General features: G+C 45.3%; 13 protein-coding genes and 1 pseudogene. 8 read left to right on the forward strand and 6 right to left on the reverse strand.

Annotated elements, in window-relative coordinates; genetic code table 11:
* Window positions 1-141 precede the first annotated feature (141 nt).
* Together FB592_RS04815 and FB592_RS04820 are read left to right on the forward strand one after the other, a co-directional pair.
* The gene (locus tag FB592_RS04815; RefSeq protein ID WP_009968420.1) at window positions 142-546 is read left to right on the forward strand and encodes a CidA/LrgA family holin-like protein; all 405 of its coding nucleotides are present in this window, start codon (window positions 142-144) and stop codon (window positions 544-546) included.
* Complete coding sequence (locus tag FB592_RS04820; protein ID WP_014478506.1) at window positions 516-1,208, forward strand: LrgB family protein; 693 nt, start codon at window positions 516-518, stop codon at window positions 1,206-1,208. The genes FB592_RS04815 and FB592_RS04820 overlap by 31 nt, the downstream gene beginning before the upstream one ends.
* Window positions 1,209-1,247: 39 nt before the next feature.
* On the opposite strand, the gene FB592_RS04825 is transcribed toward FB592_RS04820, so the two are convergent.
* Window positions 1,248-2,279, reverse strand: coding sequence for a polysaccharide pyruvyl transferase family protein (locus tag FB592_RS04825; RefSeq protein ID WP_021481049.1), 1,032 nt, complete (start codon window positions 2,277-2,279; stop codon window positions 1,248-1,250).
* A gap of 92 nt (window positions 2,280-2,371) precedes the next feature.
* Complete coding sequence (locus FB592_RS04830) at window positions 2,372-3,520, reverse strand: glycerate kinase (RefSeq protein ID WP_141949333.1); 1,149 nt, start codon at window positions 3,518-3,520, stop codon at window positions 2,372-2,374.
* Window positions 3,521-3,715: 195 nt separating this feature from the next.
* Here FB592_RS04830 and gntR point away from each other — a divergent pair, with 195 nt between their 5' ends.
* The 6 genes from gntR (at window position 3,716) to ahpF (ending at window position 11,355) form a co-directional block, all read left to right on the forward strand.
* The gene (gene gntR / locus FB592_RS04835) at window positions 3,716-4,447 is read left to right on the forward strand and encodes a gluconate operon transcriptional repressor GntR (protein WP_014478509.1); all 732 of its coding nucleotides are present in this window, start codon (window positions 3,716-3,718) and stop codon (window positions 4,445-4,447) included.
* Window positions 4,440-5,981: a gluconokinase gene (gntK, locus tag FB592_RS04840; protein ID WP_141949334.1), complete on the forward strand. Its 1,542-nt coding sequence runs from the start codon at window positions 4,440-4,442 to the stop codon at window positions 5,979-5,981. Before gntR ends, gntK begins: the two co-directional genes overlap by 8 nt.
* 28 nt (window positions 5,982-6,009) lie before the next feature.
* A complete protein-coding gene (gntP, locus tag FB592_RS04845; protein WP_077670847.1) occupies window positions 6,010-7,356 on the forward strand; it encodes a gluconate permease GntP in 1,347 nt (448 codons plus the stop codon).
* A gap of 22 nt (window positions 7,357-7,378) precedes the next feature.
* Complete coding sequence (gene gnd / locus FB592_RS04850) at window positions 7,379-8,785, forward strand: decarboxylating NADP(+)-dependent phosphogluconate dehydrogenase (protein ID WP_029726133.1); 1,407 nt, start codon at window positions 7,379-7,381, stop codon at window positions 8,783-8,785.
* A gap of 463 nt (window positions 8,786-9,248) precedes the next feature.
* Window positions 9,249-9,812, forward strand: a complete 564-nt coding sequence (gene ahpC / locus FB592_RS04855) for an alkyl hydroperoxide reductase subunit C (RefSeq protein WP_003243686.1) — start codon at window positions 9,249-9,251, stop codon at window positions 9,810-9,812.
* Window positions 9,813-9,825: 13 nt separating this feature from the next.
* On the forward strand, window positions 9,826-11,355 hold the full coding sequence (ahpF, locus tag FB592_RS04860) for an alkyl hydroperoxide reductase subunit F (RefSeq protein WP_141949335.1): 1,530 nt from the start codon (window positions 9,826-9,828) through the stop codon (window positions 11,353-11,355).
* A gap of 111 nt (window positions 11,356-11,466) precedes the next feature.
* Here ahpF and FB592_RS04865 read toward each other — a convergent pair whose 3' ends face one another.
* The 4 genes and pseudogenes from FB592_RS04865 to FB592_RS21035 all read right to left on the reverse strand — a co-directional run.
* Window positions 11,467-12,819 carry a polysaccharide pyruvyl transferase family protein gene (locus FB592_RS04865; RefSeq protein ID WP_141949336.1) on the reverse strand — a complete coding sequence of 451 codons (1,353 nt, stop codon included), beginning with the start codon at window positions 12,817-12,819 and terminating at the stop codon, window positions 11,467-11,469.
* Between the two features lie 288 nt (window positions 12,820-13,107).
* Window positions 13,108-14,547, reverse strand: coding sequence for a 6-phospho-beta-glucosidase BglA (gene bglA, locus FB592_RS04870; protein ID WP_038828979.1), 1,440 nt, complete (start codon window positions 14,545-14,547; stop codon window positions 13,108-13,110).
* Window positions 14,548-14,560: 13 nt separating this feature from the next.
* Window positions 14,561-14,683 (reverse strand): biotin/lipoyl-binding protein, encoded by a 123-nt coding sequence (locus tag FB592_RS21030; RefSeq protein WP_014481446.1) that lies wholly within the window; start codon window positions 14,681-14,683, stop codon window positions 14,561-14,563.
* A 112-nt stretch (window positions 14,684-14,795) separates the two neighbouring features.
* Window positions 14,796-14,957, reverse strand: a pseudogene (locus tag FB592_RS21035) (PTS transporter subunit EIIB); the annotation flags it as partial.
* Window positions 14,958-15,086: the final 129 nt, after the last annotated feature.

Below are 15,086 nucleotides of genomic sequence, written 5' to 3' on the forward strand. Positions count from 1 at the left end.
CAAGTCGTTATATGAATAAATCAATCATTATACTTGTATAGTACAATCATATAAAAAGAAAGTAAAGCGATTCCTCAGAACCATCCTAGAAGCAAGCACCAGAAAGGAGGAAGCTGTTCTGATTGGAGAGCAGCACTTGATGTGAAAGTCATACGAATTATCTTGCAAGTGTTGATATTATATGTATTTTTTATGATCGGGGAAGCCATTCAGCATCTGTTTCATTTACCCGTGTCAGGAAGCATCGTTGGATTGGTATTGCTTCTGATCTGCTTGGGCCTCCGTATTGTTCCCGTCTCCATCATTGAAGACGGAGCAGGGTTTTTATTATCCTTCCTTCCATTGTTGTTCATCCCGGCAATGACAGGAGTGATAAACTATCCGTCTCTCATTTCATTCAATGGCCTGATGCTGCTGATTACAGTCGTTCTGAGCACCATCGTCACGATCATTGCGGCTGGATTCGCCAGCCAGCTATTAGAGAAAAAAGCTAAAAAACGGGAGGAGAAAGAGAAATGCAGCAAGCATGTATCGCGATCATTATAATTCTTTTAACAGTTGCCGCTTATTTAGCGATGGTCAAACTCTATAAGCGATTCCCGCTTCCATTTCTGATCCCTGTTCTGACAACGACCATTTTGATTGTAGCGGTTTTGATGATGTTCCATGTTTCCTATGAAGGCTATATGATCGGGGGGAAATGGATCAATTCTTTGCTTGGGCCGGCTGTCGTGGCACTGGCCTATCCGCTTTATAAACAATGGCATATCATTGTCAAACATTGTGTTCCCATTTTAGGCGGCGTCCTGGTCGGATTATGCATGGGAATGATCAGCGGGCTGATCTTCGCAGAAGCATTCGGGATTGATCATGATCTCTTATTATCCATTCTGCCAAAGTCGATCACAACCCCTGTCGCTATTCAGATCGCCGCCGGGCTTGGCGGCGTCCCTTCCATGACAGTCGTATTTGTCATGATTGCGGGCTTTTCAGGCGTCATCCTCGGGCCTCTTTTCCTAAAATGGCTTCGCATACGCAGTTCCCTTGGACAAGGCATTGCATTAGGCAGCGCCTCCCATGCACTGGGTACCTCCAAAGCGTTGGAATATGGGGAATTGGCCGTATCCATGAGTTCCGTCTCCATGACGCTTTGTGCGGTGCTCGGCTCATTCTTCGGCCCGCTCGTCGTCTGGCTGTTTCATATTTAACAAAGAAAGACTGCCCCGGGGGAGGGCAGTCTTTTTCGTTTAAGAAGCAAAAAAATCAATCAGCGGCTGAAAGTCCTTAGATAAATCAACGTCATTCGGCTCTGCTTGAAGCAGGCGGTCAATCATGCGCTCCAGCTCCTCAACATCATTCTTATCTGTATATTCAATGAAGTTTAAGCTTTCAAGCCAATCCCGGTATGAATGTTTGGCTTTGCCATAGCTGTTTCCAAAGACAAGGCAAGGTGTTTTGGTGATAATCGAGAAAATCATCGCGTGAAGGCGGTCGGTAATCACCAATTTACTGGAGCCGATGCGGTCCAGCATCTCCATAAAATGCTTTTCACGATCAGCGTAATCGATGGTGTCTACCGTATCCAGCACCGTATCGGTACGCTCTGTGTAAGTTGTTTTTTCTGCCCATTGCTTCATCTGTGAAATAAAATCTTCGTCAGTCACTTTCTCCTTATCCGCTCTTAAAATAAAGAGAACGCCGTCCCGCTCGAGCTCTCGCGGCACAATATCCAAGGAAAGCACCATGTCCGGTGTAAAGATCACATTGGAGTTGAAGGTCTCTTTCACAACATCCAGTGTTTGCGTCTCACGCGCAGCAATCGTTAAGTTTGTATTTTGATGGTACGCATCCTGTGTTTTTTTCTTTTCCTTCTGTCCTTCCTCTGTATCCTCAAAATAAACGGATTGTGGCAGAGAAATTGATTTGTAGTCTTTAAACGCCGAAAAGACCTTTCTTCTGTCTTCCTCAATATCAAGATAAAGGTTTCCTAAATTCCCTCCGCCTGTAAAGCAGACAATATCGTCTTCACGAATGATCTCCTTCACCAGTTCAATGCCCTCATCCGTCGCATAATCCATAATCTCAATGTATTCATAATACGGAAAATGATTTTTGACAAATTTCTCTTCCGCATACGCAATCGCTTGGTCGCCAATGTTTGTGTAACTAGGGGAACCAAACAAAAATACTTTTCGTTTATCATTTAACAGAGCTTCCGGCTCCACATTTGGCGCAATGCCTTTTACTAGTTTTTTGCCTTTGATTTCTTGTACAGTCATATCTGCGTCCTCCTTCTGGGATGAATTCCTCATTGTGTGTTAACTGTCTCTACCCAAAAAGAAGGATGGCTATGCATTGGCATGTGCATCGGCTATATCAGAAACATCGTTTTCGCCAATTTGATAGACGCTGCAATGTCCCGCGCCGTTCTTTCCATATATTCCGCGGCATGTTCAAACGCGTCTTCTAGCGGCACGGCTCCGGGGACGATGCTGAAAAGCGCATCGATCCCGTGTTGATAGACGGCATCACTGTCTCGTGATACTGATCCCGCAATACCGATGACGGGCACATCGTATGATTTAGCCGCCTTGGCTACGCCGATCGGCGTTTTTCCATGAACCGTTTGGCTGTCGATCCGTCCCTCGCCTGTAATCACAAGATCTGCATCCTGAACGATACTTTCAAAATCAATCGCATTAAGGACAATATCAATGCCTCTTTTCAGGTCAGCCTGAAGATAAGTCAGCAGGCTCCATCCAAGACCGCCCGCTGCACCGGCGCCCTCTGTATCTCGGAAGGTTGATCCGAGCTCTTTTTCTGCCATATCAGCGAAATGGCTTACGTTCTGGTCTAGTACATCCAGCATGTCGGCCGTCGCGCCTTTTTGCGGCCCGAAAACAGCCGTAGCACCCTTTGGTCCTGTTAACGGATTGTCCACGTCACAGGCAACTTCCAGTTTGACATTCCGCAATCTGGAATCAAGCCCGCTAACATCTATTGATGCAAGCTGAGATAACGCGCCGCCCCCTGGGCCAATCTCGCGGCCTGAGTTATCAAGAAGCCTTACGCCCAATGCCTGAATCATCCCGGCTCCCCCGTCGTTCGTGGCGCTTCCGCCGATTCCGATAATCAAACGCTCCGCTCCTGCATCAAGAGCCGCTCCGATTAATTCTCCCGTTCCCCTTGTTGTAGTGATGAGCGGATTTCGCTTATGAATAGGCACCAGATGCAGCCCTGAAGCAGCAGCCATTTCAATCACAGCTGTTCTCCCATCTCCCATCATGCCAAAGAAAGCTTTCACCGGTTCCCCCAGCGGCCCTGTGACAACTTGCTCTATGATCCTTCCGTTGGTCGCATCGACTAGAGATTGAACGGTTCCCTCGCCGCCGTCCGCCACCGGCAATTTTCTGTAATCAGCACCCGGAAAGACCGATTTGAAACCTCTTTCTATCGCTTCGGCTGCCTCCAGAGCTGATAAGCTTTCCTTAAAAGAATCAGGTGCAATGATGATTTTCATCCAAATCGCCTCTTTCAAAACATGATTCACTTATGCTAGTTATCTCCAATGTACCATATTCCATTTAGAAATAAATACCATAATGATTGGGAAAAATTTTATTAAAAATTAGAAATGAAAGTGTTTGCATAAAAGAAATATTCACGTTATCATACTTGTATACAAGTATACTCCTTGAGTGAGGAAGGTGAGTGTATGCTAGACTCCAAAGACCTGTTGTATCCCGCAAAATGGCTCTCAAAAGCGTCAACCGGGGTTCGTGTCGCATACGAGCTGAGAATGCGGATCGTTTCAGGCCTGATTGAAAGCGGTACCATTTTATCAGAAAATACAATCGCCGCCGAGTTTTCAGTAAGCCGTTCGCCGGTTCGCGAAGCGCTAAAAATACTCGCATCCGAAAAAATCATCCGCTTAGAACGAATGGGAGCGGTCGTAATTGGTTTAACTGAGAAGAAAATCGCGGAAATTTATGATGTGCGGTTACTATTAGAAACATTTGTCTTTGAACGGCTTGTCAAAATAGACATTGAGCCTTTAGTTAAGGATCTCAGCAAAATTCTTGAGATGATGAAAGTCTCAATCAAATATGAGGACGCTGACGAATTTTCATTTCAAGATGTGCTGTTCCATGAAACGATTATCCGAGCGATTGATCATTCATACATTCAGATGATCTGGAACAATCTAAAACCCGTCATGGAAAGCTTTATTCTTTTATCGATGCGGGTACGGTTAAAGGAAAAGTATGAAGACTTCACAAGGATTTTAGATAACCACGAGCTTTATATTCAAGCCATCAAAACAAAGGATAGGGCGCTGATGATTCAGTCTCTTCACCAAAACTTTGATGATGTGCAGGATAAGGTAGAAGACCTATGGCTCTCACAACAAATGCTGGCAAAAGGAGCTGAATACAGCAATGACTAGTTATATGTTAGGAATCGATATCGGCACGACAAGCACAAAAGCTGTGCTGTTCAGTGAAAACGGAGATGTGGTACAGAAAGAAAGCATCGGCTACCCGCTCTATACACCGGACATCTCAACAGCTGAACAAAATCCGGAAGAGATTTTTCAGGCAGTCATCCATACAACAGCGAGAATTACAAAACAGCATCCCGAAAAACAGATCTCTTTCATTTCATTCAGCAGCGCCATGCACAGCGTCATTGCAATCGACGAAAATGACAAGCCGCTGACGCCATGCATTACATGGGCCGACAACAGAAGTGAAGGCTGGGCGCATAAGATCAAAGAGGAATTGAACGGACATGAGGTGTACAAACGGACGGGAACACCGATTCATCCGATGGCACCGTTAAGTAAAATTGCCTGGATCACGAATGAAAGAAAAGAAATCGCTTCCAGGGCAAAAAAATATATCGGAATTAAAGAGTACATTTTTAAACAGCTGTTTAATGAGTATGTCATCGATTACTCCTTGGCATCAGCGACAGGCATGATGAACCTGAAAGGCTTGGATTGGGACGAAGAGGCACTGCGCATCGCAGGCATCACGCCGGATCACTTATCCAAACTCGTGCCGACAACCGCGATCTTTCAGCACTGCAGCCCGGAAATAGCGATCCAGATGGGAATCGATCCGGAAACGCCTTTTGTCATCGGGGCCAGCGACGGCGTGCTGTCCAACCTCGGCGTCAACGCCATTAAAAAGGGCGAAATCGCCGTCACCATCGGAACAAGTGGTGCCATCCGGACGATTATTGACAAGCCGCAAACCGATGAAAAAGGGAGAATTTTCTGCTATGCCTTGACGGACAAGCATTGGGTTATTGGGGGACCTGTGAACAATGGGGGCATCGTCCTTCGCTGGATCAGAGACGAGTTTGCCTCCTCCGAAATCGAAACAGCGACACGGCTGGGCATTGATCCATATGACGTGCTGACGAAAATTGCCCAACGCGTCAGACCCGGTTCTGACGGTCTGCTGTTCCACCCATATCTCGCCGGAGAACGCGCTCCGTTGTGGAATCCGGATGTACGCGGCTCATTTTTTGGCCTGACCATGTCGCATAAGAAAGAGCATATGATACGCGCGGCATTGGAAGGCGTCATTTACAACCTGTACACGGTGTTCTTGGCGTTAACTGAATGCATGGATGGCCCGGTAACCCGCATCCAAGCGACAGGGGGTTTTGCAAGGTCGGAGGTTTGGCGCCAAATGATGTCGGATATCTTCGAATCAGAGGTTGTCGTTCCGGAAAGCTACGAAAGCTCATGTCTCGGCGCCTGCATTTTAGGCCTGTATGCAACAGGAAAAATTGACTCTTTCGACGCCGTGTCCGACATGATCGGCAGCACATACAGACATACGCCGATCGAAGACTCAGCCAAGGAATACAGAACATTAATGCCGATTTTCATCAATCTATCAAGATTATTAGAAAATCAATATACACAAATTGCAGATTATCAGAGGGGCTTAATCACACACAAATAGTACATGACATGAAGGGGAGGGCATTACCATGCCGTTAATCATCGTTGCACTTGGGATCTTAGCATTACTATTTCTGATTATGGGCTTAAAATTAAACACATTTATTTCCCTGCTGGTCGTATCGTTCGGCGTGGCACTGGCACTCGGGATGCCGTTCGATAAGGTTGTCAGCTCCATCGAAGCAGGGATAGGGGGGACTCTTGGCCACATCGCGCTCATCTTCGGACTCGGTGCGATGCTGGGCAAGCTGATCGCGGATTCAGGAGGCGCACAGCGCATTGCGATGACGCTCGTCAACAAATTCGGCGAGAAAAATATTCAATGGGCCGTTGTCATTGCCTCATTTATTATTGGGATTGCGTTATTTTTTGAAGTAGGACTGGTTCTATTAATTCCGATTGTCTTTGCGATTTCAAGAGAATTGAAGATTTCTATTTTATTTCTCGGAATCCCGATGGTCGCGGCACTATCCGTCACACACGGTTTCCTGCCGCCGCACCCGGGACCTACGGCGATCGCCGGTGAGTATGGCGCAAACATTGGAGAAGTGCTGCTGTACGGCTTTATTGTTGCTGTTCCGACAGTGCTCATCGCAGGGCCGTTATTTACAAAGTTCGCGAAAAAAATCGTTCCTGCATCATTTGCGAAAAACGGCAATATTGCATCACTCGGCACACAAAAAACGTTTAACCTTGAAGAAACACCCGGCTTTGGAATCAGTGTCTTTACTGCAATGCTCCCGATTATCATCATGTCGGTCGCGACTATTATCGACCTGCTTCAAGAAACAATCGGGTTTGCAGATAACGGAGTTTTAGCTTTTATCAGATTGATTGGAAACGCATCGACTGCTATGATTATTTCGTTATTGGTCGCAGTCTATACAATGGGCATCAAGCGCGACATTCCAGTCAAAACCGTGATGGATTCTTGTTCAACTGCCATTTCACAAATCGGCATGATGCTTTTGATCATCGGAGGAGGCGGCGCCTTCAAACAAGTGCTGATCAACGGCGGTGTCGGCGATTACGTAGCAGACCTATTCAAAGGAACGGCATTATCGCCAATCATTCTGGCATGGCTCATCGCAGCGATCCTGCGCATTTCTCTAGGATCAGCGACTGTTGCCGCACTAAGCACAACAGGTCTGGTCATTCCGTTATTGGGCCATTCTGATGTTAACCTGGCGTTAGTCGTGCTCGCAACAGGCGCCGGAAGTGTCATCGCTTCACACGTCAATGACGCCGGCTTCTGGATGTTCAAGGAATACTTCGGATTAAGCATGAAAGAAACATTCGCCACATGGACATTGCTGGAAACCATTATTTCCGTTGCTGGACTGGGATTCATTTTATTGTTAAGTTTAGTTGTATGAAATTAAGAAGGAGCTGTAACACATGTTCAATACGATTGGTGTCATAGGCTTAGGCGTAATGGGAAGCAATATCGCCTTAAACATGGCAAATAAAGGCGAAAACGTCGCTGTCTATAATTACACCAGAGATTTAACGGACCAGCTTATCCAAAAGCTGGATGGACAATCTCTCAGCCCGTATTACGAGCTTGAGGACTTTGTTCAATCGTTAGAAAAACCAAGAAAAATCTTTTTGATGGTCACAGCGGGAAAACCCGTAGATTCCGTCATCCAATCATTAAAGCCTTTGCTTGAAGAAGGCGACGTCATCATGGACGGAGGAAACTCCCACTATGAAGACACAGAAAGAAGATATGACGAGCTGAAGGAAAAAGGGATCGGCTACCTGGGAGTCGGCATTTCCGGCGGTGAAGTCGGCGCATTAACAGGACCTTCCATCATGCCGGGCGGAGATCGCGACGTCTATGAGAAAGCCGCTCCTATCCTGACAAAAATCGCAGCCCAAGTCGGAGATGACCCTTGCTGTGTCTATATCGGACCAAAAGGGGCAGGGCACTTTACAAAAATGGTGCACAACGGCATTGAATATGCAGACATGCAGCTGATTGCAGAAGCGTATACGTTTCTAAGAGAAACGCTTCGTCTGCCGCTAGATGAAATTGCATCTATTTTTGAAACATGGAATCAAGGTGAGCTGAAAAGCTATTTAATAGAGATTACAGCTGAGATTTTACGCAAAAAAGACGAAAAAACAGGACAGCCTCTGATCGATGTCATCCTTGATAAAACCGGACAAAAAGGCACTGGGAAATGGACGAGCATGCAGGCGATTGATAACGGCATCCCGTCCACGATCATCACAGAGTCCTTGTTCGCCCGCTACTTGTCATCCTTAAAAGAAGAACGGATGGCAGCTCAAGACGTATTAGCAGGCCCGGAATCCGAAGAAAAACACTTGGATAAAGACACCTGGATTGAATACGTCAGACAGGCTCTTTACATGGGGAAAGTATGCGCCTATGCACAAGGCTTTGCCCAATATAAGATGTCATCTGAGCTTTACGGCTGGAATCTGCCGCTCAAAGACATTGCCTTGATTTTCCGAGGCGGCTGCATCATCCGCGCTGATTTCCTTAACGTGATCAGCGAAGCATTCAGTGAGCAGCCAAATCTGGCAAACCTGCTGATCGCGCCTTATTTCACAGATAAGCTCCATGCCTATCAAACAGGCCTGCGAAAAGTCGTTTGCGAGGGCATCAGCACTGGAATCTCCTTCCCATGCTTAACTACCGCGCTCTCTTATTACGACGGCTACCGCACAGGGCGTTCCAATGCGAACCTCTTGCAGGCGCAGCGCGATTACTTTGGCGCTCATACGTACGAACGGACTGATATGGACGGCGTTTTCCATACGAATTGGTCTGAATAACCTGTATTAAAAACACGGTCAGTTTCAACTGAACCGTGTTTTTTTCTTCTATCCCAAACAACAGAAGACATAAGTTATGTTTTAAATATCATAAACAGTGATACAATAATAGCTAGAAACAATCCCCAAGATCATCATGTGACAGCAGATTGCTGTTCCGTTCTATTCTGCTTTTGGCCATTGTCCTTTGCCCTTGACCATGGTGTCATAAAATGTTCAAATGCCAAAACGGCCTGGCATTCTGATTTACAAAAGTCCCTGAAAACCTTATCTAATTGAGAATCAGCCTCTCATTTGTTATAAAAGAAATGCCTAAATCCTACCTGTCACAGCTTTAGTAAGATGAAAAAAAGTAGGTTATGGCTTGACAAAAAATATATATTAATTAATAATTCATATATAATTAGAATTATTATTGAAAGCGAATATGCTTTCTAATACATTTTTAGGAGGAATATACATTATGTCTTTAATCGGTAAAGAAGTACTTCCATTCGAAGCAAAAGCATTCAAAAACGGTGAATTCATCGATGTAACAAACGAAGATTTGAAAGGCCAATGGAGCGTATTCTGCTTCTACCCAGCAGATTTCTCTTTCGTATGCCCAACTGAGCTTGAAGATCTTCAAGAACAATATGCTGCACTTAAAGAATTAGGTGTTGAAGTATACTCTGTTTCTACAGATACTCACTTCGTACACAAAGGCTGGCATGACAGCTCTGAAAAAATCAGCAAAATCACTTACGCAATGATCGGTGACCCATCTCAAACGATCTCTCGCAACTTCGATGTTCTTGACGAAGAAACTGGCCTTGCTGACCGCGGAACATTCATCATCGATCCAGACGGCGTTATCCAAACTGTTGAAATCAATGCAGGCGGTATCGGCCGTGACGCAAGCAACCTTGTAAACAAAGTAAAAGCAGCTCAATACGTTCGTCAAAACCCAGGTGAAGTTTGCCCGGCTAAATGGGAAGAAGGCGGCGAAACTCTTACACCTAGCCTTGATCTAGTAGGTAAAATCTAAGGAGTGCATTCAATTGGTACTTGATGCAAACATCAAAGCACAATTAAATCAATATATGCAGCTAATTGAGAATGACATTGTTCTCAAAGTTAGCGCAGGCGAAGATGACATTTCAAAGGACATGCTGGCTCTCGTTGATGAGCTGGCTTCCATGTCATCGAAAATTTCAGTTGAAAAAGCTGAATTAAACAGAACGCCAAGCTTCAGTGTCAATCGTGTCGGAGAAGACACTGGCGTGACTTTCGCCGGTATCCCTCTGGGCCACGAATTCACATCATTAGTGTTGGCGTTGCTCCAAGTGAGCGGCAGACCGCCTAAGGTGGACCAAAAAGTCATTGATCAGGTGAAGAAGATCAGCGGTGAATACCACTTCGAATCTTATATCAGCCTGACATGCCACAACTGTCCTGATGTTGTACAAGCTTTAAACATGATGAGCGTGCTGAACCCGAACATTACGCACACGATGATTGACGGTGCAGCATACAAAGCAGAAGTTGAAAGCAAAAACATCATGGCAGTGCCGACCGTTTACCTGAATGGCGAATCCTTCGGAAGCGGCCGTATGACGCTTGAAGAAATTCTTGCGAAAATGGGCAGCGGCACAGATGCATCTGAGTTTGCTGACAAAGAGCCGTTTGACGTTCTTGTGGTCGGAGGCGGACCTGCTGGTGCAAGTGCAGCGATCTACACTGCACGTAAAGGCATCCGCACTGGTGTTGTCGCTGAGCGCTTCGGCGGACAGGTTCTCGACACCATGAGCATCGAAAACTTCATCAGCGTCAAAGCGACGGAAGGACCGAAGCTTGCGGCAAGTCTTGAAGAGCATGTGAAGGAATATGATATTGATGTCATGAACCTTCAGCGTGCGAAACGCCTTGAGAAGAAAGATCTGTTCGAACTTGAACTCGAAAACGGCGCTGTCCTGAAAAGTAAAACAGTGATCCTTTCAACAGGTGCACGCTGGCGAAATGTCAACGTACCTGGTGAACAAGAGTTCAAAAACAAAGGTGTCGCATACTGCCCGCACTGTGATGGGCCATTGTTTGAAGGCAAAGACGTTGCGGTAATCGGCGGCGGAAACTCTGGTATCGAAGCAGCGATTGATCTAGCAGGTATTGTGAATCATGTTACTGTGCTAGAGTTCGCGCCGGAACTGAAAGCAGACGAAGTCCTGCAAAAACGTCTCTACAGCCTGCCTAACGTTACTGTCGTGAAAAACGCACAAACAAAAGAAATCACAGGTGATCAGAGCGTTAACGGCATCACATATGTAGACCGCGAAACAGGCGAAGAAAAACACGTTGAACTTCAAGGTGTATTCGTCCAAATCGGTCTCGTGCCAAACACAGAATGGTTAGAAGGAACAGTTGAACGCAACCGCATCGGCGAAATCATTGTCGACAAACACGGCGCAACAAGCGTACCAGGCTTATTTGCTGCCGGCGACTGCACAGACAGTGCGTACAATCAAATTATTATTTCTATGGGATCAGGTGCAACTGCCGCCCTCGGCGCGTTTGATTACCTAATCCGTAACTAATATAAGAAAGCCGCAATATTGCCAGATTGGCAGCATTGCGGCTTTCTTTTTTATTCCAAAAATATTGCAAGTTTTATACAACTGTAATATAGTTGTAATGTTAGTGAATGGTCACTTCACACTCAGCATATTTGCTGTTTTTAAAGCGATACGCACTGATTTTCTATTTAACGTGCCCTGATACTTTTTGACCTTTTTTTTCAGATCTTTAATGGTTTTTTCCTTTTTGGCATTTTCTAATGCCATCAGCGTTTCCCAGCGTTTCGCTGTTTCTGTGGAACTGCAGCCGCTAACTGTAGTCACAGGCGGAAGAAGCTTCGTGTTAGATAGTTTTTCGTCAAAAGGAACGGTATCAGGAATCGCTTTCTCTTTATAAATATGGTCTAATTCATTTTGATTCAAGAAGCTGATGAAATGGTCAAAGTTTTGCGCTTGCCGTTTCTCAGGCTGATGAAAATCAAGTGTTTCAATTAATTCTGACAGTTTTGTCTGATCGGTTATCTCATTTGCCATGACATGCGTTAATTGATGGTACTCAGCTAATTCACGCATTCTGGCATCTTTCGGAAGCAACAGGCTCGGTGTACCGGCAATCGTCGCTGCGATATTTCCATGCAGCCTTGCGCCAAAGCTCAAATCGGCTTTTCTCAGGAAATCCAGCCAAGTCGGCACATTTAAAAAGAATCGGACTCTATCATTCTGATAAGCCGGGTCTTCCATGCTGACCGGATAATTATCAGCAGGCTTCGCTAGCGCAGGCGCACCCGCATACGTCAGAATCATTTCTTTTCGCCATTGCGGGATAAAGTAATGATTCGGGAACTCTTTCATGCTTCTCGTAATGAAGTCCAGTACATGCTTTGGAGACAGTCTTGATGAGTTAACCGTCACCATTGATTCTGTTGTGATATTAGTTTCTCTTATCTTCAGTTCTCTGCCAAACGCATACATAGAAGGACACCCAATCACCGTATGGTCAATGCCTTCACGGAAGCCTAATCTGGAAAGGTATTTCGCTGTAATTTCACCGCGGACACCGATCATATTTGATCTCTCCAGCACAGCACTTACAAACGCTTTTACATCCTCATCAAAAGGAAAACCTTCATTTAATTTTGGTTCAAACGGAGCCCGCAAACCAACACCAATCACAACAACCGGAATGGTTAGTTTCTTAATTAATTGGGTATATTTCCGTAAAGAAGGCACGAAATCCTCGCGGAATGCATCTGCCAGCGGAATAATATACATATCATAATTTGTATTAATTTGTTCAGCATCCGCTGGATTAATCCGATAATAATCAGGAGTAATCGTCGTTCCTTCTGTCATCAGCGTGCGAAACACACTGTAGGCATATACTAGGTTTCCTACGTTGCCGCCAATGGAGTTGCGAACAATCATTTCAGCTGCATTAAATGTATCAAATGGTGATATGCCAGCTCTTATTAAAATGTTTTTCAATGTGATGTTGCCCCTTCCTCGCCAAATTTTTTTCAGGAGATTTGCTTAGGGAACTCTATCATGATCTTAAAACTTCAGCCGGACACCCGCTTTCATCCCTTTTTACTCACAAACTCTCTCCCTTTCTACCATTCTAATATTAAATTATACAAAAAAGGATCTTACAGGTGAAATCATAACATAGCAATCAGCGCTAGTAATCTATTCCCATTATTGGATATCGGATCGGATCATGCCAAAAACCCGAACCAGGCACTACGGTAAACGTGCTCGATTCGGGCCAGCTTCTTATAGTTCCTCGCCGTTCGTTTGAATGACATTTTTGTACCACTCAAAGGAATCTTTCTTATACCGCTTCATGGATCCGTTTCCTTCATTGTCACGATCAACATAGATCATGCCGTAGCGTTTTTTCATTTCGCCAGTTGTGAAGGAGACAATATCAATAATGCCCCACGGCGTGTAGCCAATTAAATCAACACCATCGTACGTGACCGCTTTTTTCAATGCTTCAATATGCGATTTTAAATATTGAATGCGTTCCGGATCATGAACCTTGCCGTCCTCCTCCAGCGTATCCACTGCGCCAAAGCCATTTTCAACGATGAATAACGGGATTTGGTATCGGTCATAAAAACGATTTAACGTATATCTCAACCCGGTTGGATCAATCGCCCATCCCCAGTCACTCGAAGTGATGTACGGATTTTCGACACCATTCGGCAAGCCGCCATTTACAATATCGCCAGTGTTATCATTTTTCACATCGCTTTTCACAGTTGTTGACATGTAATAGCTGAAGCCTAAGTAATCGACGGTTCCGTTTCTTAAAATCTCATCATCGCCGTCTTCGAATGTGATGTTGTAGCCTTCGCGTTCAAATTCCTTCAACGCGTAGCTTGGATAATAACCGCGAACCTGCACATCAGGGAAGAAATAGCGCTGCCTCATTTCTTCTTCAGCCAGCATCACATCTTCAGGATTGGAGGAGAAAGGATAAATCGGCACGTGTGACACCATGGCGCCAATCTGGAAGTCTGGATTGATGTCTTTTCCTTTTGCCACTGCTAATGCGCTCGCCACTAATTCGTGGTGTGCCGTTTGATACATGACCTCCTTGGCGTTTTCGTTTTCACCAACCACAACACCTGAATTCGTCCATAGGAACAACGGATTGTTCACATCCATTTGGTTGTTGATCTCGTTAAATGTCATCCAGTACTTCACTTTCTCTTTGTAACGGGTAAAGCAAGCCTCTGCAAAGTTGACGAAGAAGTCCACGACTTTCCGGTTTCTGAAGCCTCCATATTCTCTTGCCAGGTGCAGCGGCATTTCAAAGTGAGACAGCGTAATGACCGGCTCGATCCCATGCTTCAGCAATTCATCAAACACATCATCATAAAACTGCAAACCCGCTTCGTTCGGTTCAGCCTCATCGCCTTTCGGAAAAATCCGGCTCCAGCCGATGGACGTCCGCAGACATTTTAATCCCATTTCCGCAAACAAAGCGATATCTTCCTTGTATCTGTGATAGAAATCAATGGCTTCATGGTTTGGATAAAATTCGTTTTCTTCAATCGTATCCGTGATTTTTCTCGGCACGCCGTGCGCACCCGCTGTCATCACATCGACGACACTCGGCCCTTTACCGCCTTGATTCCATCCGCCTTCAAATTGGTGGGCAGCTAAAGCACCGCCCCATAAAAAATCTTTCGGCATGTTTCCCATGTTTAATTCCTCCTCAGCTTACGACTGTAAATATTTTTTGATGCAATGCACTTTCCTCAATCTCTTCAATGAAAGCTTTATCAAACTCAACAAGCACTTCGCCTTTTTTGACGGTATCGCCTTCTTTTACCTTCAAGGAAAAAGGCCTGCCGTCTAATGTCACCGTATCCAGCCCGATGTGCGCAAGCAATTCGACGCTGAACGCAGGTCAATCGCATGCTTTGACAACCGTAATGACGCCGGGATGGTGGCATCAATTTCACGATATCCTTCGCTTTAGGGGTAGACAGCTTCAGCACCAATCGAAGTCTGGTAGCGCAGCGAGAAGCCCCAATCACATTCTCTCCCCCGCCTACGGCCTCTAAAATGTCTTTTGCTAGTCTCGTATAATCTCTCACTTTCCCCGACATTTTCACCCACCCCTTCGTTTTGGTTACGCTTTCATTATAATTGTACCGGTATAATTTATCAATGCCGAAACAAAATATTTACGCACTTACTATAATTGCAAGCGGTTTATGCTATAATTTTGACAAGTG

It is taken from the genome of Bacillus sp. SJZ110 (assembly GCF_006715455.1).
Classification (GTDB): Bacteria; Bacillota; Bacilli; order Bacillales; family Bacillaceae; genus Bacillus; species Bacillus subtilis.

Coding starts and splice junctions, on each gene's coding strand:
- gntK (WP_141949334.1), top strand. CDS start 4,440: ATGACTAGTTATATGTTAGGAATCGATATCGGCACGACAAGCACAAAA.
- FB592_RS04820 (WP_014478506.1), top strand. CDS start 516: ATGCAGCAAGCATGTATCGCGATCATTATAATTCTTTTAACAGTTGCC.
- gnd (WP_029726133.1), top strand. CDS start 7,379: ATGTTCAATACGATTGGTGTCATAGGCTTAGGCGTAATGGGAAGCAAT.
- bglA (WP_038828979.1), bottom strand. CDS start 14,547: ATGGGAAACATGCCGAAAGATTTTTTATGGGGCGGTGCTTTAGCTGCC.
- FB592_RS04830 (WP_141949333.1), bottom strand. CDS start 3,520: ATGAAAATCATCATTGCACCTGATTCTTTTAAGGAAAGCTTATCAGCT.
- FB592_RS04825 (WP_021481049.1), bottom strand. CDS start 2,279: ATGACTGTACAAGAAATCAAAGGCAAAAAACTAGTAAAAGGCATTGCG.
- ahpC (WP_003243686.1), top strand. CDS start 9,249: ATGTCTTTAATCGGTAAAGAAGTACTTCCATTCGAAGCAAAAGCATTC.
- gntP (WP_077670847.1), top strand. CDS start 6,010: ATGCCGTTAATCATCGTTGCACTTGGGATCTTAGCATTACTATTTCTG.
- gntR (WP_014478509.1), top strand. CDS start 3,716: ATGCTAGACTCCAAAGACCTGTTGTATCCCGCAAAATGGCTCTCAAAA.